Annotated in this window: 23 protein-coding genes and 3 tRNA genes; 6 read left to right on the top strand and 20 right to left on the bottom strand. The window is 46.0% G+C overall.

Annotated elements, in window-relative coordinates:
* Positions 1-25: 25 nt before the first annotated feature.
* From LSG34_RS04720 to tsaE, 12 genes are all read right to left on the bottom strand, one after another.
* Complete coding sequence (locus LSG34_RS04720) at positions 26-643, bottom strand: tetratricopeptide repeat protein (RefSeq protein WP_233007666.1); 618 nt, start codon at positions 641-643, stop codon at positions 26-28.
* A 319-nt stretch (positions 644-962) separates the two neighbouring features.
* Positions 963-2,261: an adenylosuccinate synthase gene (locus LSG34_RS04715; protein ID WP_233007665.1), complete on the bottom strand. Its 1,299-nt coding sequence runs from the start codon at positions 2,259-2,261 to the stop codon at positions 963-965.
* 133 nt (positions 2,262-2,394) lie between these two features.
* Complete coding sequence (locus tag LSG34_RS04710) at positions 2,395-2,583, bottom strand: DUF2065 domain-containing protein (protein WP_233007664.1); 189 nt, start codon at positions 2,581-2,583, stop codon at positions 2,395-2,397.
* On the bottom strand, positions 2,584-3,747 hold the full coding sequence (locus LSG34_RS04705; RefSeq protein WP_233007663.1) for an aminotransferase class V-fold PLP-dependent enzyme: 1,164 nt from the start codon (positions 3,745-3,747) through the stop codon (positions 2,584-2,586). It abuts the gene before it with no gap.
* Between the two features lie 104 nt (positions 3,748-3,851).
* Positions 3,852-4,736 (bottom strand): protease modulator HflC, encoded by an 885-nt coding sequence (gene hflC, locus LSG34_RS04700; protein ID WP_233007662.1) that lies wholly within the window; start codon positions 4,734-4,736, stop codon positions 3,852-3,854.
* A 3-nt stretch (positions 4,737-4,739) separates the two neighbouring features.
* Positions 4,740-5,900 (bottom strand): FtsH protease activity modulator HflK, encoded by a 1,161-nt coding sequence (gene hflK / locus LSG34_RS04695; RefSeq protein ID WP_233007661.1) that lies wholly within the window; start codon positions 5,898-5,900, stop codon positions 4,740-4,742.
* 71 nt (positions 5,901-5,971) lie between these two features.
* Positions 5,972-7,258, bottom strand: a complete 1,287-nt coding sequence (hflX, locus tag LSG34_RS04690) for a ribosome rescue GTPase HflX (RefSeq protein WP_233007660.1) — start codon at positions 7,256-7,258, stop codon at positions 5,972-5,974.
* A 16-nt stretch (positions 7,259-7,274) separates the two neighbouring features.
* Positions 7,275-7,532, bottom strand: coding sequence for an RNA chaperone Hfq (hfq, locus tag LSG34_RS04685; RefSeq protein WP_053423891.1), 258 nt, complete (start codon positions 7,530-7,532; stop codon positions 7,275-7,277).
* 96 nt (positions 7,533-7,628) lie between these two features.
* Complete coding sequence (gene miaA / locus LSG34_RS04680; protein ID WP_233007659.1) at positions 7,629-8,549, bottom strand: tRNA (adenosine(37)-N6)-dimethylallyltransferase MiaA; 921 nt, start codon at positions 8,547-8,549, stop codon at positions 7,629-7,631.
* The gene (gene mutL / locus LSG34_RS04675) at positions 8,539-10,284 is read right to left on the bottom strand and encodes a DNA mismatch repair endonuclease MutL (protein ID WP_233007658.1); all 1,746 of its coding nucleotides are present in this window, start codon (positions 10,282-10,284) and stop codon (positions 8,539-8,541) included. The genes miaA and mutL overlap by 11 nt, the downstream gene beginning before the upstream one ends.
* Positions 10,284-11,732 carry an N-acetylmuramoyl-L-alanine amidase gene (locus tag LSG34_RS04670; RefSeq protein ID WP_233007657.1) on the bottom strand — a complete coding sequence of 483 codons (1,449 nt, stop codon included), beginning with the start codon at positions 11,730-11,732 and terminating at the stop codon, positions 10,284-10,286. The genes mutL and LSG34_RS04670 overlap by 1 nt, the downstream gene beginning before the upstream one ends.
* Positions 11,729-12,214: a tRNA (adenosine(37)-N6)-threonylcarbamoyltransferase complex ATPase subunit type 1 TsaE gene (gene tsaE / locus LSG34_RS04665; protein ID WP_233007656.1), complete on the bottom strand. Its 486-nt coding sequence runs from the start codon at positions 12,212-12,214 to the stop codon at positions 11,729-11,731. Before tsaE ends, LSG34_RS04670 begins: the two co-directional genes overlap by 4 nt.
* Positions 12,215-12,416: 202 nt before the next feature.
* Between tsaE and queG the strand changes: the two genes are divergently transcribed.
* Positions 12,417-13,556, top strand: a complete 1,140-nt coding sequence (gene queG / locus LSG34_RS04660; protein ID WP_233007655.1) for a tRNA epoxyqueuosine(34) reductase QueG — start codon at positions 12,417-12,419, stop codon at positions 13,554-13,556.
* Here queG and LSG34_RS04655 read toward each other — a convergent pair.
* The 6 genes from LSG34_RS04655 to orn form a co-directional block, all read right to left on the bottom strand.
* Positions 13,525-13,728, bottom strand: a complete 204-nt coding sequence (locus LSG34_RS04655; protein WP_233007654.1) for a DUF1289 domain-containing protein — start codon at positions 13,726-13,728, stop codon at positions 13,525-13,527. The two genes, queG and LSG34_RS04655, sit on opposite strands and share 32 nt — an antisense overlap.
* Positions 13,729-13,779: 51 nt before the next feature.
* A complete protein-coding gene (locus LSG34_RS04650) occupies positions 13,780-14,274 on the bottom strand; it encodes a DUF4442 domain-containing protein (protein WP_233007653.1) in 495 nt (164 codons plus the stop codon).
* 136 nt (positions 14,275-14,410) lie between these two features.
* Positions 14,411-14,481: transfer RNA gene (locus LSG34_RS04645), tRNA-OTHER, on the bottom strand.
* 51 nt (positions 14,482-14,532) lie between these two features.
* A tRNA-Gly gene (locus tag LSG34_RS04640) sits at positions 14,533-14,608 on the bottom strand.
* A gap of 54 nt (positions 14,609-14,662) precedes the next feature.
* Positions 14,663-14,738: transfer RNA gene (locus LSG34_RS04635), tRNA-Gly, on the bottom strand.
* 128 nt (positions 14,739-14,866) lie between these two features.
* Positions 14,867-15,418, bottom strand: coding sequence for an oligoribonuclease (orn, locus tag LSG34_RS04630; protein WP_233007652.1), 552 nt, complete (start codon positions 15,416-15,418; stop codon positions 14,867-14,869).
* Positions 15,419-15,547: 129 nt separating this feature from the next.
* On the opposite strand from orn, the gene rsgA reads away from it, so the two are divergent.
* The 3 genes from rsgA (at position 15,548) to LSG34_RS04615 (ending at position 18,232) form a co-directional block, all read left to right on the top strand.
* Positions 15,548-16,591, top strand: coding sequence for a small ribosomal subunit biogenesis GTPase RsgA (rsgA, locus tag LSG34_RS04625; protein WP_233007651.1), 1,044 nt, complete (start codon positions 15,548-15,550; stop codon positions 16,589-16,591).
* Between the two features lie 14 nt (positions 16,592-16,605).
* Positions 16,606-17,472 carry an archaetidylserine decarboxylase gene (gene asd / locus LSG34_RS04620; RefSeq protein WP_233007650.1) on the top strand — a complete coding sequence of 289 codons (867 nt, stop codon included), beginning with the start codon at positions 16,606-16,608 and terminating at the stop codon, positions 17,470-17,472.
* Positions 17,473-17,548: 76 nt separating this feature from the next.
* Complete coding sequence (locus tag LSG34_RS04615) at positions 17,549-18,232, top strand: glycerophosphodiester phosphodiesterase (protein ID WP_233007649.1); 684 nt, start codon at positions 17,549-17,551, stop codon at positions 18,230-18,232.
* Positions 18,233-18,247: 15 nt separating this feature from the next.
* On the opposite strand, the gene LSG34_RS04610 is transcribed toward LSG34_RS04615, so the two are convergent.
* Positions 18,248-18,643, bottom strand: a complete 396-nt coding sequence (locus LSG34_RS04610) for a MerC domain-containing protein (protein ID WP_233007648.1) — start codon at positions 18,641-18,643, stop codon at positions 18,248-18,250.
* Between the two features lie 164 nt (positions 18,644-18,807).
* Between LSG34_RS04610 and LSG34_RS04605 the strand changes: the two genes are divergently transcribed.
* Positions 18,808-19,116, top strand: coding sequence for a prephenate dehydrogenase (locus LSG34_RS04605; RefSeq protein WP_233007647.1), 309 nt, complete (start codon positions 18,808-18,810; stop codon positions 19,114-19,116).
* An 83-nt stretch (positions 19,117-19,199) separates the two neighbouring features.
* Positions 19,200-19,499 carry a hypothetical protein gene (locus tag LSG34_RS04600; protein ID WP_233007646.1) on the top strand — a complete coding sequence of 100 codons (300 nt, stop codon included), beginning with the start codon at positions 19,200-19,202 and terminating at the stop codon, positions 19,497-19,499.
* On the opposite strand, the gene LSG34_RS04595 is transcribed toward LSG34_RS04600, so the two are convergent.
* Positions 19,486-20,016 carry a DUF3016 domain-containing protein gene (locus tag LSG34_RS04595; protein ID WP_233007645.1) on the bottom strand — a complete coding sequence of 177 codons (531 nt, stop codon included), beginning with the start codon at positions 20,014-20,016 and terminating at the stop codon, positions 19,486-19,488. The genes LSG34_RS04600 and LSG34_RS04595 overlap by 14 nt on opposite strands.
* Positions 20,017-20,040 lie beyond the last annotated feature (24 nt).

Below are 20,040 nucleotides of genomic sequence, written 5' to 3'. Positions count from 1 at the left end.
GTAGCAGTCGCAGGTGAATTTTTCACTACAATGGCCTTTTGGCCCTCGTTAGCGCAGCACCCGGCATTTTATTCGCCAGCTGAGCTAACAGCTGTTGCACCTCTTGGTGCGTTTTTGTGTCGGCGATCACAGAGTGATGCAGCCAACGGTAACAATCTTCCATATCCAAAGGACTGGCGTCGCCTTTAATCAGCATTTGGGCAAAACGCATCTGCGCTTTTAAATTGCCTAAACCTGCAGCTTCACGTAGATATACCACAGCTTTGCTGTTGTCCTGCTGAACAAAACGGCCCGTATGATAATAACGCCCTACTTGCTCCAGCGCTTCAGGTAAGCCCTGAGACGCAGCTTGTTGCATTAAATCCCAGCCCCGTTCGACATCTTTTTTCACACAGACGCCAAAGGCCAGCATATCGCCATATAAAAACTGATAAGCCGGCACTTTCATCACATCGGCTCTGGCCTGGATATCACTGACCAGTTGGCATTCGTCTTTTTGCACCCGCTGTAAATGTACATTTTGTTTAATTAAATCCAGCAGTTCGTCCTGAGTATAAAGCTGTACTACTGCCACTTCCTGCGCTTTGACAGGCAAGTTAAGCAGCACAAGAACTGAACTTAAGGCTAAAAAACAAAACTTCATAGTTACCCCGGGCCATCGATATTTATACACTGATAGATAAAAAACATACAAAAATCAGGCCATCACAAAAGACAGTGTTCTGACACCAGCATATCCTGTTTAGTTCGCAGCGCAAAATAGCCAACGACACAAGGGCCATCATGGATGCAATCCTCTAAGTAATTGCTGTTGCAGCTAGGCGACAAGAGTTCTAGTCCCCAGGAGCATAGTAGTCCTATGTGACTGGGGCGAGGACGTGAAGTCAACAACGCTGCGGCAGTAAGTACGACGAGGATAAAAAAACGCTGCACATGGCAGCGTTTTTTTCTATTTACCGTGATTAAACGGCAAATGGATGACGCAGCGTGATGGTCTGAATACGATCCGGGCCTGTTGAAATAATATCAATAGGTACACCAGTGATCTGTTCCAGACGAGTAATGTAGTTGCGAGCTTCTACTGGTAAGTCTTCCAGCTTCTGGACACCAAAAGTGCTTTGAGTCCAGCCCGGCATTTCTTCAAATACCGGAGTGACGATTTCATAACCTTCAGCTGCCATTGGAGGCACGTCAGTGATAGAACCGTCAGCTGCTTTATAGCCAATACAAATTTTGACGACATCTAAGCCATCTAAAACGTCGAGCTTAGTTAAGCAGAATCCAGAGATACTGTTTAACTGCACAGCACGTTTCACTGCAACAGCATCAAACCAACCACAACGGCGTTTACGGCCAGTGGTTGCGCCAAATTCATGGCCTTTGACACCTAAATGTTCACCGATTTCACAACCCAGTTCTGTTGGGAACGGGCCTGAACCAACACGAGTGGTATAAGCTTTCACAATACCTAACACATAGTCTAAGTAACGTGGGCCAAAACCAGCACCGGTAGCTACGCCACCAGCTGTTGTGTTAGACGAAGTCACGTACGGGTAAGTACCGTGGTCAATGTCTAATAAAGTACCCTGGGCACCTTCAAACATGATTTCTTTACCGGCTTTACGGGCTTTATCCAGTAAATCGGTTACGTCTACTACCATAGGCTTTAACACGTCAGCTATAGCTAAAGCGTTGTCTAAAGTAGTTTGGAAGTCGATTGCATCCACTTTGTAGTACTGAGTTAAAGTGAAGTTATGTAAATCCATCAGAACTTTCAGCTTTTCGGCAAATAATTCAGGATTAAACAGATCACCTACACGCAGACCACGACGCGCTACTTTGTCTTCATAGGCTGGACCAATGCCACGACCTGTAGTACCAATTGGCTTATCGCCACGGGCTACTTCGCGCGCTTTATCCAAAGCCACATGGAAAGGCAGGATTAACGGACAAGCTTCGCTCAACAACAGACGCTCTTTCACCGGAACACCTTTTTGTTCCAGCATGGCCATCTCTTTTAATAAAGCTTCAGGGGATAACACTACACCGTTACCGATCACACATTTTACGTTTGCACGTAAAACACCTGATGGGATCAAATGTAATACCGTTTTTTCACCGTCTATTACTAACGTATGACCGGCATTATGGCCGCCTTGATAGCGCACCACATAGCTTGCCTTGTCAGTTAACAAGTCAACGATTTTTCCTTTTCCTTCGTCACCCCATTGGGTTCCGAGTACGACAACGTTTTTGGCCATGGTTCCTACATCATGGAGAAAAATTAGGCGGGGATTCTACCAAATTAACAACCAAAGTTCAGCGCGATTAAGAAAAAAAAACCAGATATTTTCTTTCTGGTTCTTTTTCAACAACTAAGAGGGACAAAAATAGCTAAGAGGCGAAGAAAAATAGCAGCAAAACACCGGCTACGACCAGTATTCCCCCCACTTGCTGCATTTGGGCTGTGGGCTGTTCTGCGATTTTTTGCAGATAAGAGCGCCATTTATTTGGAAATAACATCGGTCCCAGGCCTTCAATGATCAACACCAGCCCTAAAGCAGCCCACCAATAATCGGCCATTTAGCGAATATCCTTCAGGCAACTTAAGTTGTAATCTGCGGCATTGTGGTACAAAGCAAAACCAAAGCGTAGCCTGTCTCCCCGATAATCCGTCATAATGCCCTGCTGTTTTAATGCAGCAGCAATACGCGCCACCTCTTCGGCGGCAAAACGAAACGTTAAAAACTGGCCTTGTTGCTGGTTTTGTTTGTCCAACAGATGAGTACGATTTAATAGCGGGTGCTGTATTTCATCTAATATGGCGAGGAACGCGTGCTGTAGGCTTTGGATATAGGCCTGCACTTTTTCGACGCTAAGGCCTTGCTGTTGATACAAATCAAATACAGCCAACACCCGGTACAAAGCCGAACAATCCATAGTAGCACCGGCAAAACGATAGCCGTTGTTGGCGTACTGCACCTGCCCTTGTTTAGCGCTTGCCAGTTCACCAAATTCGGCAAACCAGCCGGTATAGATAGGTCTGTGCTCGCTGCCTTGTGGTACAGCCAGAAAACAACAACCTTCCCCACCCTGTGCATATTTATAACTACCCGCCAGATAAAAAACCCGCTCTGCTATCGCAGATAAATCAGTCGGCACCGCCATAAAACCATGATAACCATCGACCACTATCATAGCGTCTGTGATTTTATCCAGCGCCTGTACCAATGCAGTTAAGTCTTTAATACCAACACCAGAGTTAAAAAACACCTGACTGAAAAACACCAGATCCACAGGCTGAGCTGCAACTGCGGCTTCTAATCGCTGTGGAAAAGTAGCAAAAGGTTCAGTTGGCACCCGAATAACATTGATAGTATCCAGCTCAGATAAACGATTCATTTGACGATGAAAACTATGAAACTCGCTGTCTGTGGTGACTACTGTCAAAGGTTTGGACCAGTCAAAGCAGCTTAATAAACGCATAACAAATTCATGGGTATTAGGTGCAAATGCAATTTGCGCAGCTTCAGGTAACTTTAAAATGCGGGCTATATGTTGTTGTACTGCAGGCACCTTTTCACCAAACACCAAATCCCATTTATCGTCTACTAAGCAAGCGGTATCGTCCCAGTAGACCAACGTAGCGTCACGGGTTACATCAGGCCAATAATGGTGGGAATGACAGGCAAAATGTTGTTTACCCGGGTTGGCTTTTAAAAAGTGCTGATAAAACTGCTGATACATAGGAAGATCCTTACGAAAGACACAGGCAGAGTAACCGAAAGTCCTATAAAAGAAAAAGGCCCGACAGGGCCTTTTATTGCATGAAAAACAGCGCTGTTGTCAGCTTAGTTTTGCACTTTGTCTGACTTCATGTATTTGAAGAAATCGTTGTCTGGCTGGATCACCATCACGTCGTTTTGGTTTTGGAAGCTGTTTTTATAAGCTTCTAAACTACGAACGAAACTGTAGAATTCCCCGTTTTTGCTATACACGTCTGCATAAACTTTAGCAGCAGAAGCATCACCTTCACCACGCACAGTACGGGAGTTACGCTCAGCGTCGGCCACCATGATAGTCACACGGGCATCCACATCAGCTTTGATGATTTCAGACTGTTCCATACCACGGCTACGGTGCTCTTTTGCCACAGCAGTACGTTCAGCACGCATACGCTGGAAAATTGAGTTGCTGATTTCATCAGGTAAATTGATTTTCTTTACACGAACGTCAAGGATATCAATACCTAACTCTTTTGAACCAGCAGCAGCTTGTTCCATGGCACGTTGCATCAGCTGAGTACGCTCACCAGATACAATCTCCTGAATGGTACGGCTACCAAACTCAGTCCGTAAACCGTTGTTGATGTACTGCTTTAACAGCACTTCAGCCTGAGACAAATTACCGCCAGTGGATAAAAAATACTTACCAAAGTCGGCAATACGCCATTTCACATAACTATCGACCAATAAGTCTTTTTTCTCAGCTGTGACAAAACGGTCTGACGAAGGGTCGGCTAAGGTTTGGATACGCGCATCGAGCTTGCGAACGTTTTCAATCAATGGCATTTTGAAATGCAGGCCGGGTTCAAACACCTGAACAGCTTCAGCGTCATCACGCTGAATTTTACCAAAACGGATCACAATACCGCGTTCGCCTTCAGGGATAACAAAGACTGAAGACACAGCCACAATACCCAGGATAGCAATTAAGGCTAATACTAAATTTTTCATCACTTAACCTCTGCCAGTTCTGGTGCTGTCAGCACGACTTACTTCAGGGCGCAGATCCGGAGTTCTGCCATCGCTGCTATTAGTTCTGCTATTTGGCGCTAATGGATTCACTGCAGGGGCTTTGGTATCGCCACCGTTATTGATCATTTTGTCCAAAGGTAAATACATAATGTTATTACCGTTTTTCACATCAACCAGCACTTTAGAGCTGTTGCGGTAGACCTGCTCCATGGTCTCTAAGTACATACGGTCACGGGTCACTTGTGGTGCAGCAAGATATTCAGGTAACAGTTTCTCGAAACGAGCAACTTCACCTTGTGCTTTTAACAGCGTTTGCTGCTTATAGGCTTCCGCTTCCTGCATCATGCGGTTCACCTGACCACGGGCACGCGGTTCAATTTCACGGGCATAAGCTTCAGCTTCACGGATATAACGTTGTTCATCTTCCTGCGCCGCTATCGCATCATCAAAAGCTTCTTTCACTTCTTCTGGTGGACGGGCATCACGGAAGTTGACATCAACTAACTCTAAACCCATGGCATAAGGAGAGATAATTTGCTCTAACTCAGTTCTGGTGTTCTGACGAATCACTTCACGGCCTTTGGTCAGTACGTCATCCATAATGGAGTGACCTACCACATAACGTAAGGCTGCATCTGTTGCTTCACGTAAGCTGCTGTCGGCATCAACCACAGAGAACTTGTAAGCGCGGGCATCAAACACACGATACTGGATCTCGAAAGTCACACGTACCAGGTTTTGATCCTGAGTCAGCATAAAACCATCGGTACGTAATGAGCGAACGCTGGTGACATCAACCGGAGTGACTGTATCGATAAAAGTCGGTTTCCAGTGGATACCAGGCATCACTTCAGAGTGATACTGACCAAAACGTAAGATCAAACCCCGTTCTGATTCTTTAATGGTGTAAAAACCACTAAAGGCCCAGACCAGTAAAGCAACCACCAAAATCAATACCAATGCGGCTGAACCACCACTGTTATTGCTGCTGTTGCTGGTGTTTTTATTGCCACCAAAGATACCACCGAACTTTTTACTTAAGTTACGGAAGACTTCATCTAAATCGGGCGGGCCCTGATCACGACCACCTTGCTTCCAAGGGTCGTTGTCTTTGCCATTCTTGCCCGGCTCGTTCCAAGCCATGCTTCACTCCATCTCTAGTTGTGATATTGAAACTAATGTACCAAAAAAAGCTGAGTACTGACGATAAAAAACTAAAAGCTGACAATATAGTTTTGTAACAGTCCGTCACTTTGTTTCAGTAAACGCGCCCATTCAGCTTTTGATAAGGCGATTCTGACCTGAGTTTCACCCAGATCAGTAAAAGATTCGGTCTGAACCGCAGAGAGTTCGTGTAAACGAGCCCGCCACATAGCCGCGTCCGCAGGGAGTTTTAAATCCAGTTGCATATAGTCATCCGCCAGTCGTTCACGGATCACCTGCAGCAGTAACTCAATTCCCCCCCCCTGCTTCGCTGAAATGTATACAGCTATAGGTTCTGCCTGTTCATTGTATTCTATACGGGCTTCTTGCTCAGTCTGGTCAATTTTATTAAACACCAGTAACTGGGGTACCTGATCGGCGTCAATTTCATGCAACACCAGCTGCACTTGTTTGATATTGTCCGCCATACGCTGATCGGCCACATCAATCACATGCAGTTGCAAGTCCGCATCACGGCTTTCCTGCAAAGTGGATTTAAAAGCTGCGACTAAGTCATGAGGCAAATGCCGGATAAAACCAACGGTATCAGCGAAGATAATAGAACCAAACTCAGGCAGTTTCACTTGCCTCAGTGTTGGGTCTAAGGTTGCAAACAGCTGATCGGCTGCATACACATCCGCACTGGTCAGGCGATTAAATAAGGTAGATTTACCGGCGTTGGTATAACCCACTAAGGACACCACAGGAATTTCAGCACGTTGCCGGGCTTTACGACCCTGTTCACGTTGCTTACTGACTTTATCCAGCTTCACTAATAAAGCCGTTATTTTATCCCGCAGTAAACGCCTGTCGGTTTCGAGACGGGTTTCACCCGGACCTCTCATACCAATGCCGCCTTTTTGCCGCTCAGCGTTGTCCCAGCCACGTACTAAACGCGACGACAAATGCTTCAGCTGTGCCAGTTCGACCTGCAATTTACCTTCGTAACTGCGGGCACGCTGGGCAAAAATATCCAGGATCAGAGTGGTACGATCAATAACCCGGCACTGACAAAGCAGTTCCAGGTTACGGGTTTGAGCCGGGGTTAAAGAATGATTAAAAATAATCAGATCAACTTGTAGCTCAGCGACAGCTTGCGCTAGTTCTGCCGCTTTGCCACTGCCAAGAAAAAACTTAGCATCGATCGTACTACGGTTGGCAGTCATCACAGCACGTGATTCAACTCCAGCCGACGACACAAGCATCTCCAGTTCCTGCAAATCTTCACTGGCACTGTCTTGTGAAAGATAGATATGCACAAGGATTGCTTGCTCGGCCACCATTTCGCTGTCAAACAAGCTTAAGAATTCCCGATTATTCCATCTCGTCCATTTCGCCTGTACCAGTACCATGGCTAGCCATAGTATTGACAGCACGAGCTGGGACTACAGTAGAAATGGCATGTTTATACACCATTTGGCTGACTGTGTTTTTCAGAAGGATCACAAATTGATCAAAAGACTCGATTTGTCCCTGCAATTTAATACCGTTCACCAGATAAATAGAGACTGGGATACGCTCGCGTCTTAAAGTATTTAAAAACGGGTCTTGTAACGATTGGCCCTTTGCCATTTTCGCTTTCCTTATTTCTAATTATGTTTCTCTATATATGGATTATTATATTATTTTCAAGTCGTTAAATAACAACTTTTTTTCAATTATCTTTTACTAGCTTAGCGAAGTTAAAATGGCTTGCAAGTTTTCTGCCTGTTTGTCTTCAGTTTTTAACCAATTTAATTCAGGCCAACTGCGTAACCAGGTCAGTTGCCGTTTCGCCAGTTGGCGAGTGGCAGCAATGCCCTGGTCGATCATCTCCTGCTCAGACAGCTGTCCTTGCAAGTGTAGCCACATCTGACGATAGCCCACACAACGCATCGAAGGTAAATCCAAATGTAAATCAGGTCGTTGCATCAGCGTTTTTACTTCATCTGCAAAACCACAATCTAGCATTTGCCGGAATCTGACAGCTATACGCTGGTGAAGTTCAGACCGATCTGTTGGATTGATAGCAAATTGTTGCACAGGGTACGGAAAAGGCTCGCCTTTATGCTCTGTCAGTTCAGTTAAGGTCTTGCCCGTTAACCGGTACACTTCTACAGCCCTGTTCACCCGCTGTGGGTCGTTCGGATGAATACGGGCCGCCGATACCGGATCAAAGTCTGCCAGTTGCTGATGCAAGTAGCCCCAACCATGTTCTGCCGCTTCAGCTTCAATCTGCTGTCGTATCTCCGGATCTGCTTCAGGCAAAGGCGATATGCCCTGCAGTAAAGTACGGAAATACAACATAGTGCCGCCAACCAGAATAGCGGTTTTCCCCCTGCTGTGGATATCAGCAATAAGTCGTAACGCATCAGTACGAAAATCTGCGGCTGAATAAGCTGAAGCCGGGTCAAGAATATCAATTAAATGATGAGGCGCATCCAAAAGCTCTGCCGCTGTTGGCTTGGCAGTGCCTATATCCATACCTTTATAAATTAAGGCGCTGTCGACACTAATCAGCTCTGACGGGATACTTTTATACAGATCAATAGCCAAGGACGTTTTACCGCTGGCTGTAGGCCCCATTAAAAAAATAACTTTAGGATCCATCTGAGTCCTGTAATAACTGAATAGAAGCTGTTAAATCCAGCGGCACGGCGTGCCAATGCGGCCCTTGCTGACTTAACAATGGAAAATGTTTCACCAAGGAAGCAGCCTGTAGCACTGCACAATTTAATAACTGTTGCAGCAATAAGCTTAGCAGTTGTGTCTCTTGCTGCTGTGACCAGCCTTGCCACCAAATTGGCAACCACTGTGCCACCGCGCTTTGCCGAAGCCAGGCTGGCACAGCTCTGACAATCAATGTTTGGTTGCTGACTAAAAAGTCAAAGCCCAGGTGGCTTAACAAATCCGCTTTACTGAGCAAAAACTCTTGCTCTGTCTGTTGCAGTGTTAACCGCACCGGCATTAATAAAGGTAAAGGCTGTGCGCCTTGATCCAGCCATAACTTGGCAGCGCTGGCCGCTATATCGACTAACCATAATTGATCAGGGCCAGAGCACAGCAGATAACGATTTTGGCTGATTAGAGCATCGTGTTGTACAACAGACACTGATTGCTCCACCCGCTGAGTTTTTTCAGCAAAAACCGGCCAGCTTTGTGCTGCAGGTTGCGCCACAGCAGGCCGGTAAGGCTGACCTGCATAAGCCGAAGGTCTGGCAGCATAAGCTGGAGCAGCAACTGAATGCTGGGTATGGCCTGATGCAGACTTAAGCGCTGGGGCTTCTGGCATAGAAAAGACTGACGGTTCTGGCGGTGCCACCACCTCAATACTCTGTTGCTGCGGTTCTAACTGCAATAGCGCATTGGTTAATGCCGACGCGACAAAATCGTGCACTAAACGGGCCTGATGAAACCGTACTTCGTGTTTGGCCGGATGCACGTTGACATCAACCTGACGTGGATTAATGTCCAGATACAAGACAAAAGCAGGTTGCTGTTCAGCGCTTAGCATGGAGCCATAAGCCTGACGTATCGCATGATTGAGCAATTTATCTTTCATCATACGGCCGTTGACATAGCTGTACTGACATTGCAATTGCTCTTTACAGGCGGAGGGTTGCAACACCCAACCCCAAAGCTTTAAGTCATCGTACGCTACTTCAACAAAAGCGGCCTGCTCCAGAAAATTTTTGCCACACAAAGCGGCTACACGTTTTTGCTGAGCTTCGCGGCTATCCGCTTTTTTTAGCTGTCGTACCGTCTGACCGTTATGAATTAAAGTCCAGCTGACGTCAAAACGGCTCAATGCCAGGCGTTTCACCAACTCGTCTATATGAGCAAATTCGGTTTTATCACTGCGCAAAAACTTACGTCGTGCTGGCGTATTAAAAAACAGGTCCAGCACTTCAATGCTGCTGCCATCCGGATGAGCTGCAGGTTTAATTTGTACCTGCATATCACGGCCTTCGGCATAGGCTTGCCAGGCTTTATCCTGGGCTGCAGGTTTTGACGTTAAAGTCAGACGGGAGACCGAACTGATAGAAGCTAAAGCTTCTCCCCTGAAACCAAGGCTGACAATTTGCTCCAAATCATCCAGAGAACTGATTTTACTGGTGGCATGCCGACTTAAAGCCAGGCCTAACTCAGCTTCAGCTATACCAGAGCCATTGTCACGAATGAGGATTTTTTTACTGCCACCACGCTCAATCTCAATCAGAACTTGATCGGCACCGGCATCCAGGCTGTTTTCAACCAGCTCTTTGACGACAGAGGCAGGACGTTCTACCACTTCGCCTGCAGCAATCTGGTTTGCCAGTTGAGGAGGTAAAATTTGAATAGGCATCAGGGGATCCGCAGGACCTGACCAATCAGAATGTTGTCGCTTTTCAGATTATTGTGTCTGCGAAGTTCAGCCATGCTGACACCATAGTGTTTCGCCACTCTGGATAAAGACTCACCACGTTTCACTTTATGAGTACGGCTACTACTACTGGTGCTTGCCACAGCGGTGGATCGGTTTTGCGTGGTTGGCATCACAGTAGGCACTGAGCGACCATTATTTTTATGGGCGGCAAATAACGAATCAGCTGGTGGTGATTTTTCAAAATATCGTTTAATGGCTCTGAACATAGCCAAGGCCAGTTTATGCTGATGGCCTGGGTCTTTCAGTAAACGTTCTTCGTTGTAGTTAGAGATAAAACCTGTTTCAAACAAAATAGACGGAATATCAGGAGCTTTTAACACAGCTAAACTGGCAGCCTGAGGCTCCTTTTTGTGCAAATGCGCTATCGGAGCCACTTCACGTAACACTTCTTTGGCGACTTCAAAACCAGTGACCATCGAATGGTTCATCGACAAATCCAACACAGTTTGCGCCAGATAACGTTCGTTGGCCGAGTCTTTGATGATCTCGCCTACTCCACCTAAGAGTTCCGAATGTTGTTCGGTTTGTTCCAGCATCCGGCCTACTTCAGTGGTAGCACGACGCATTGATAATACCCAGACCGAAGCACCATGGGCTTTACGGTTTTGTACTGCGTCGGCATGCACAGAAACCAGCAAATCAGCCTGTTTTTGTCGTGCTATATCAGGTCTTTTATTCGGGTGAATGTAATAATCGCCGGTACGGGTCAACACTGCTTTTAAACCAGGCTGTTTATTGATCATATCGGCTAACTGGCGCGATATAGACAAGGTGATGTTTTTTTCGTGTGTGCCTTTTGGTCCTACAGCCCCCGGATCCTGCCCACCATGACCTGCATCAATAGCAATAATAATATCGCGCCCTGTGGCTCTTGTACTTACAGCGGGTACTGAGGTCACGGGTTGAGACAGGACCGGAGCTGATGGAGAGGGTGTGACGGAAGTCACTGGTGCGCCCTGACTGGCAGACGAGGCTCTGCTTTGCGCTTTTAAATCCACCACCAGCCGATGACCATAAGGGGGTGAAGGTGGCAAAGAAAAAATACTGTCATTGACCGGAAACGACAGTTCTATCACCACTGCTGTTGCTGCGCTTGGGGTACGACTGGCATAAACCCGTTTCACCAAAGGCGAGTCACCAGTGACAGCACCTATGTTTAAGCTGCTCACACCGGCCAGCTCGATTTCAAGTCGGCTTGGATTACTCAAGCGTTTTACTTTGTGCGAAGGTGCATTGGCTAAATCCAGCACCAGTCGGGTATTATCAGGCGCATGCCAAATACGCACACCTTTAACACTGTTCACAGCCCAGCTTTGGCTGGAAACAAGTAACAGCACCAAAGCAAAAACCCGAAGCATCAGACTCATTGAGCCTGCTCCCAGGCTTGCACTACAGCGTTCATCCACACCACAGCTTCAGGTTGATTCGCTATGACATGCAGCTGGCGCTGATTGTGATCAATCTGTAACTGCAGATCCAGATCAGCATCTGCCAGCAAACCATAACCACGTTCAGGCCATTCAATCAGACACAAGTTGCCTTTGGAGAAATAGTCCCGAATGCCCATAAACTCAAGTTCTTCAGGGTCGCGCAGGCGATACAAATCAAAATGAAAGACTTGCTGCTCGCCAATAGTGTAAGGCTCAACCAAAGTGTAAGTTGGGCTTTTTACATTACCCTGATGTCCCATAGCCTGAAGCAGGCCACGACTGAAGGTCGTTTTGCCGGCCCCTAAATCGCCCTGCAAATACAACACGGCACCATTGCGTAAATGCGGTGCAAATAAGGCGGCCAATGCCAAAGTAGCGGTTTCGTCCACTAAATGAAAAATGTAGCTTTGAGCTGTCATCTGTACCTAAGCTGAGTGATCTCAGTCATAACAATTTTTTAAGCGCACGTGCCGTATTAGTACAGCAGATGATTTGGCCGCTATGCTAACAAAAACAGCGCAGTGCAGCCAGTTTCTTCTGAAACAGGAAGTATAAAGGTCAAAGCAAAAACCTGAGCGGCATTTATGGTAAAGTGCGCGGCGAAAATAAGCGGATCTTACTATGACCAGCAGCATCAATTGGCAGCATCTTGCAGAGCAAATAAAAGTCTGGGGCCAACAACTTGGCTTCCAGCAGATAGGCATTACCGATACAGATTTAACATCGGAAGAAGCTAAATTGCAGCAATGGCTGGATGCTGGTTTTCATGGCGAAATGGAATATATGGCCGCTCATGGCATGAAAAGAGCACGCCCTGCCGAGTTACACCCCGGCACTATACGGGTCATCAGCGCACGAATGGATTACTTGCCGGAGCATGCGCAGTTTGCAGCTAATCTGGCCGATCCATCCATGGCTTATATTAGCCGTTATGCACTGGGACGGGATTACCATAAGCTCATTCGCAACCGCTTAAAACAACTGGGTGAACGGATAGAAAACGAGTTAGGGGCTTTAGGTTTCCGGCCTTTTGTTGATTCAGCTCCTATTCTTGAACGACCGCTGGCGGTTAAAGCAGGTTTAGGCTGGCAAGGAAAACATAGTCTGGTATTAAATCAGGACGCGGGATCCTGGTTTTTCCTCGGCGAATTGCTGGTTGATATTCCCCTTCCTGTTGACGCTGTTCATACCGGCGATTGTGGCACTTGTGTCGCCTGCATCACCATTTGCCCCACTCAAGCCATAGTTGCACCTTACACAGTGGACGCCAGACGCTGCATTTCTTACCTGACCATCGAATTACAAGGCGCTATTCCGGAAGAGTTCAGACCTTTGCTTGGCAACCGCATTTATGGTTGTGATGATTGCCAACTGGTGTGCCCTGTTAACAGAGCTGCGGACACCACGCAAGAGCAAGACTTTCAGCGCAGGCCGCAGTGGCTGAATAAATCCTTGTTGGATTTATGGCGCTGGACTGAAACTGAATTTTTAAAATACACCGAAGGTTCTGCTATTCGTCGTATCGGCTATCAACGCTGGCAACGCAATATTGCCGTAGCCTTAGGCAATGCGCCTTTTGATTTGGCCATTATTGAAGCCTTGCAGCAACAACTGCCTTTAAGTGAGCTGTTAGTACAGGAACATATTCAGTGGGCTTTGCTACAGCAGCAGAAAAAAAGCCTGTTGCAGCAGAATTTATTAAGTCGTCAGACCGACCGTTTAGTGCGGGTTATTCAGAAGGGTTTACCACGGGATGCCTGAGATCAAACTGGGGCTGAGCCTTAAGCCGCTGCTGCGCCTGCATTAAGATATCCAACTTCTGTATGCGATCAGCGACATGCCAGTCTTTAATTTCCTGCAAAGTGCGACCACAACCTAAACAGACGTCAGAGTGATTTAAACAACAAATGCGGTTACAAGGTGATGCAGGCATAGAAGTCTCCGTTACTGAGTTAATCATAGCCTGCAATCCAAAATCTATCCCCTACTTCCGTTGTTTCGGCACCCAGGCCCAGACAAACTTCGCAATGACAGGTTCAACATTCAGTTCGTCGGTGATCTTTACCAAAATAGTGATATCGCCTTTTTCGGTGTCGCGAATAAACTGAATTTGCTCATCGGTCAGTGACGTAGTTGCCACCAGCTTGCCCGTTGCTCTTTTGACATAATTCAGCTGCATCGACTTTAACAGCGGAATACGATCGTCTGCCACATGCAAACCCACTAAAAAACCACTGGCCGACTCACCCAACAAGGCCATAGCAGCCGCATGCACTGAACCTATATGGTTTTGTACCTTGGTTTTATTCGCCAGGCTTAACTGCGCCTGCTGAAAGTTTAATACATCGACTTTGACCGAAGCTGTACCGGCAAACTTCACAGCTTTACCAAATAACAAGGTCAATAAAGGCGAGCGGAGCCAGGGCGAGTAGTTATTGATTTTGGCGACATAACGGCCAAGTTTATTGATGGCTTTCATACTGGTCTTACCTGTGAGTTTTAGTGTGGCAAAGATAGCAGTAATAAAATCAGGCAGCAAGTTGGGGTCATGGCAAAACATGAAGTGGCAATGCAAAATTGAAGGAAAAAAGAATTTTATATATGAAATGAAAATTTGGAGCGGGCAACGAGGCTCGAACTCGTGACCTCGACCTTGGCAAGGTCGCGCTCCCACAAATATACCCGCACGGGTAAACTGTTTTGGTGATAAGGAGTTTTTACATGGGTATTCTGAATTTGGAGCGGGCAACGAGGCTCGAACTCGTGACCTCGACCTTGGCAAGGTCGCGCTCTACCAACTGAGCTATGCCCGCTTAGGGGTATTACTGATTTTTTTCAAACTGGTTATTGGTGGACCGATTTGAATTTGGAGCGGGCAACGAGGCTCGAACTCGTGACCTCGACCTTGGCAAGGTCGCGCTCTACCAACTGAGCTATGCCCGCATCCTGTTAGTAGTAATCATGGTTCTTTATCTTGGTTATAAAGAAGATTACTAAAAACGCCGCTTCAATTGAATTTTCGTTCGAAGCGGCGCGCATTTTACAAAATTCCCCGCCCTTTGCAAGAGATTTTATTCAGGAATTTTGAAAAAATGTTTTTTATAAACTGCTAATTCAGCAATAGATTCCCGAATATCATCGAGAGCTAAATGACTTGATGACTTTTTAACCAGCTTAGTCACTTCCGGGTACCATCTTCTCGCCAACTCTTTTACCGTGCTGACATCCAGATTACGGTAGTGGAAAAAGGCTTCAAATTCCGGCGCATACTTGACTAAAAAGCGTCTGTCCTGGCCAATGCTGTTGCCACACATAGGTGATTTACCTGCAGGTACATAATCAGACAGGAAGCGGACCGTCTGAGCCATAGCGTCGGCTAATTCCACTTCACTTTCCAGGCAACGTTTGGTTAAACCACTTTTACCATGAGTTTCAGTACACCATGCATCCATAGCATCTAATACTTCTTTTGGTGTTTTAATGGCAAATACAGGGCCTTCAGCAAGGATATTTAACTGGCTGTCGGTTACTATGGTGGCCATTTCTAAAATCACTTCTTTTTCCGGATCCAGACCTGTCATTTCCAGATCGATCCACACCAGATTATTGTCGTTGCTCGCCATACTTCTTACCTTTGATTATTTGCAGCCAGTTTTGCTGCTTTGTAACTTGCCCGAATAGCGGTATCATACTATGCCTTAAGCAAAGTAAAAACCGCCGCAGTCAGGCGACAGTAAAGGCACAAGGCCACAGTGACCAAAAAAAAGCACCTCAATCAACGCCAGCATCAACGTATAGCCGCCAATCAGGATCGTCGTTTAGCCCGGGCTCAGAATAAAACCAACAAAAAAGAGCTGGATTCTGACTTATTGGCTGAAGCCGAACATGGCTTAGTGATCAGTCGTTTTGGTCAACATGCCGATATTGAAGATAGCTCAGGCCAGATTTTCCGTTGCAATATCCGCCGCACGATCAACTCCTTAGTCACAGGTGACAAGGTCGTATTCTGCCGCACCAAAGTACCTGGCGGTGGTCCTGAAGGCGTAGTGGAAGCTGTAGCTGAACGTGAATCTGTATTGCTGCGCCCTGACTTTTATGATGGTTTAAAACCTGTAGCAGCCAATATAGATTTAATGATTATTGTCTCAGCCGTTTTACCTGCGTTTTCACTCAATATTGTCGACCGTTATTTAATAGCGGCCGAGGCTATGCATATCAAGCCATTATTACTGCTGAATAAAATTGATTTATTAACCGAAGAACAGCGCGCGGAAGTCGACCAGCAACTGGCTATTTATCAGAACATTGGTTACGAATTCTTATTACTCAGTGCAAAAACCGGTGAAGGTACAGCTCAGCTGGATTCTTACCTGAAACAAGGTGTCAGTATTTTTGTCGGCCAGTCTGGTGTAGGTAAATCATCTTTAGTCAATAACCTGCTGCCTGATTTGGGTGTAGAAACCCGCGCCGTGTCAGAAAATTCAGGTTTAGGCCAACATACAACGACCACTGCCCGCTTGTATCATTTACCGGACGGCGGCGACTTAATTGATTCGCCCGGTATCCGTGAATTTGCCTTATGGCATTTGGAGCCAGATCAAATCGTTTTAGGTTTTCCTGAGTTTAAAGACTGGCTTGGTCGTTGCAAATTCCGCGATTGTAAACACTTAAACGACCCGGGCTGCGCATTACAGCACGCGGTCAGTATTGGCGAAATTCACCCGGAACGTTTTGCCAGTTACCATAAAATCCTGCTGAGTATGGCGCAGGATAAACCGAATTATTTTCAACCCTGAGGTTTAAATCCACTATGGATCAAGTCAAAATCGCATTGCAATACGCAATGCCAAAGCATTTATTATCCCGTCTTGTTGGTTATCTGGCAGCGGCTCGTTTAGGTTTTATCAGCCATGCGCTGATTAATCTGTTTATTAAGGCCTATAAAATTAATATGGCCGAAGCCCAATTTGAAAAAGCCTCGGACTATGCCAGCTTTAATGAGTTTTTTACCCGTCCGTTAAAAGATGGCTTACGCCCTATCAATACGGATGCTGATGTAGTCTGCCAGCCGGTAGACGGCGCTATCAGCCAGTTGGGTGATATTGTCGATGGTAAGTTGATCCAGGCGAAGAACCACAACTATTCACTGCAGGCTTTATTAGGCGGTGATGCGGCTACAGCTGCTCCTTATGCCGGCGGTAAGTTCGCGACTATTTATTTAGCACCCAAAGATTATCACCGTATTCATATGCCAATTGCAGGCACCTTACGTGAAATGATTTACGTGCCAGGTGATCTGTTTTCAGTGAACCCATTAACAGCTGAAAACGTGCCGGATTTATTTGCCCGTAATGAGCGTGTTGTGACCATTTTTGATACTGAACTGGGCCCTATGGCTTTGGTGTTAGTAGGCGCAACTATAGTGGCCAGTATAGAGACCGTCTGGGCTGGTACTGTGACCCCACCTACAGGTAAAGATGTATTCCGTTGGACTTATCCTGCCACAGGGCCTCAAGCTGTGACTTTAGAAAAAGGTGCTGAAATGGGCCGCTTTAAATTGGGATCCACAGTGATCCTGGCATTCCAGGCAGGTCAGATTGAATTTACTGACAAGCAATATCCAACGGCAGTGACCCGTATGGGCGAGCCTTTTGCCGATATAGTATCTAAAGCTTAAGTACATCAAGCAGAGCTTTGTCTCTGCTTTTTTTTCCTCTGAATTTCGCTTTTGCTTTGAACTGCGGAGAATACCCATGCAGATTATTGCCCATCGTGGTGCAAGTGGCTCTTATCCGGAAAATACCTTATTGGCAATAAAGCAGGCTTTGCTGGCAAAAGCCGATGGTATTGAAATTGATGTATTTTGTGTCGAAAACCAGCTGGTGGTGATCCATGACGAGAATGTCAGCCGCACCACAAACGGCACAGGCTTATTGCAGGATTTTACACTCAAGCAATTACAGCAACTGGATGCAGGTTCTGGCCAGCAAGTCCCCACCTTATGGCAAGTACTGCAATTGGTAAACAACCAAACCCTGCTGAATATCGAACTCAAAGGTGCAGACACAGCAGAGCCTTTATTAGAACTACTTAAAAAAGCTGAAACACAGCTGGGCACAGATCCGGACAAGCTACTTATCTCTTCTTTTAATCATCATCTTTTGCAGCACATTAAAAATCATAGACCTGATTTAAAAACAGGGGCTTTAACAGCCTCATTGCCACTGGATTACGCCGCCTTTGCATCAGAGTTGGGTGCCTGGTCAGTGAACTGCGATAAAGGTTTTATCAACAAAGAGATGGTACAGGATGCCCATCAACGTGGCTTAAAAGTCTGGGTCTATACGGTCAATGATGCTGTTACAGCAAAAAAGATGCAGCAGTTGGGTGTAGATGGAATTTTTTGTAATTATCCGCTGGAAGCCAGAAGCTGGTAGCAGCGCAAAAGACAATCAGTGTTTATGGCTATCGCAGCTATGACACTGATTGCACAAACGTATATTTAAGATATGCGCCAGCACGACAAAAGATGCACCAACAATCAGGATATAGTGCTCATAGTCATGGCCAAAAATGTCTTTTTGCCAGTAGATAAAACCACCTAAAAACAGCGAGTAAAAAGGGTAAATCTTTTTATGGTAGCGATGGAAACCGGCAAACAAGGTAATAAAACCCAACACCATAGTGATCAATAAGATGATCCGTTCAAAGGCATGGTTATGCCAGGCACTTAAGCCCAAAAGTGGCAATACAGGCAATAACACAGGCAGCATAATGCAATGAATAGCACACAAAGATGTGATGGCTATACCTACTTTATCTAATGTATTACGAACCTGACTCAGCACGAATTGACACTCCGGTTTTGAAGGAGTGAGATAATATAACAAATCAAAACAAAAACAAACTGCCCAGCCTATTCTTTTGCTACCCAGAACGAAAAGCACTGCGACCTAATCGGCATCTGCCGCTGGCTGTGGCATAATGCGGAAAATTTTTTGGAGACAAAATAATGGATCAATTACTGGAACAACTGGATCAGAACTTAAAAGATCTGTATCGCAAAGCCCTGGATGCAGACGCAGTTTTGGATGACATCCAGCAACAAGGCCATGGCAAATATCAGACCATTTTTGTCGACGACAAAAGCTTTCAGGTCAGCAGTAACAGATTTATGCCTTATTTAAGTGAAGCGGCCGAACAAGTAGCAGCGATGCGCCAGACCCAGCAGTTTAATACAGCCACTTTACAGCGTGTGGTTAAACAAATTCAGTTATTGCACAAGACTCTGGCGGAGTTCCGCCAGGTCATCACTAAATAGCCTATTTTTTAAGCTGCTTATAGAAATTTATTCTAACGACAAAAGGCCATTGCACTACTCTAACTAGGTAGAAGGAGTATGCCATGGCCAGCTTAACCACTTCAGTAGACAACATAAAACTTGAAGCGCGACAATTTGCCTTGTCCGGTAATCAAACTCGCCCGAATCCTGGTGCAGCTATTGCCCGCGAATTGGAGCCCGCGGTACAACAAAGCAAACAGCAGCAAATCCTATCAAGCCTGCCGGAACCTACGCAGCAAAAAGAAGAACCACGTCAAGACTCGGTGCGGGTCACCAGCACTATAGGGAAAGCGGCCTCCAGTGGTCAGTTAAGCCGGGAGGAAGCCGTTGCGATTTACAGAGAGATAGCTAACCTGCTTTAGCCATGTTTTGCTGATGAGAAGCAACAGCGGGCTGAATAGTATCTTTATACCAACGCTGCAACATAGTACGTTCATGCTCCAGAGGTCTGTCAGCTTTGCCAACATTTAATCTGGTCATAAACCCCATATCTTTTAACTTCAGCTCTTTTTCTTCAGCAACTACGGCCTTATTTTTATCCAGTAAGGTGTAGCTAAAATTAATGCGTGGAATGAAAATATCTTTAATTACCCGGATGCGATCGCCACTTTGCGTGTACATATGATTCACATCACCTGCTAAATCTATATCTGTTACGACCACATTCCAGCTGTACCCTTCTGGCAAATCTTTGGCCAGATCAGCAAAAATTTTATCAAAGCCAGCCATAGTACGTTTTTCAAAACTGCCCCGGGCTTCGTTTGCTGGTTTCATATCGGTAAACTTTTTATAGTCTTTGTATTCAACCTTTACTTCGGCCGCTGCCGCTCCAGCAACCAATAAGGAAAGCATCAATACACCAGATTTAATAAAACGCATAATTCACCTCTTCCCGTTTCGATC

Source organism: Rheinheimera faecalis, from assembly GCF_021290965.1.
Classification (GTDB): Bacteria; Pseudomonadota; Gammaproteobacteria; order Enterobacterales; family Alteromonadaceae; genus Pararheinheimera; species Pararheinheimera faecalis.
Note: the sequence above shows the minus strand (reverse complement) of the source record. Positions and strands in the feature narration are given on the sequence as shown.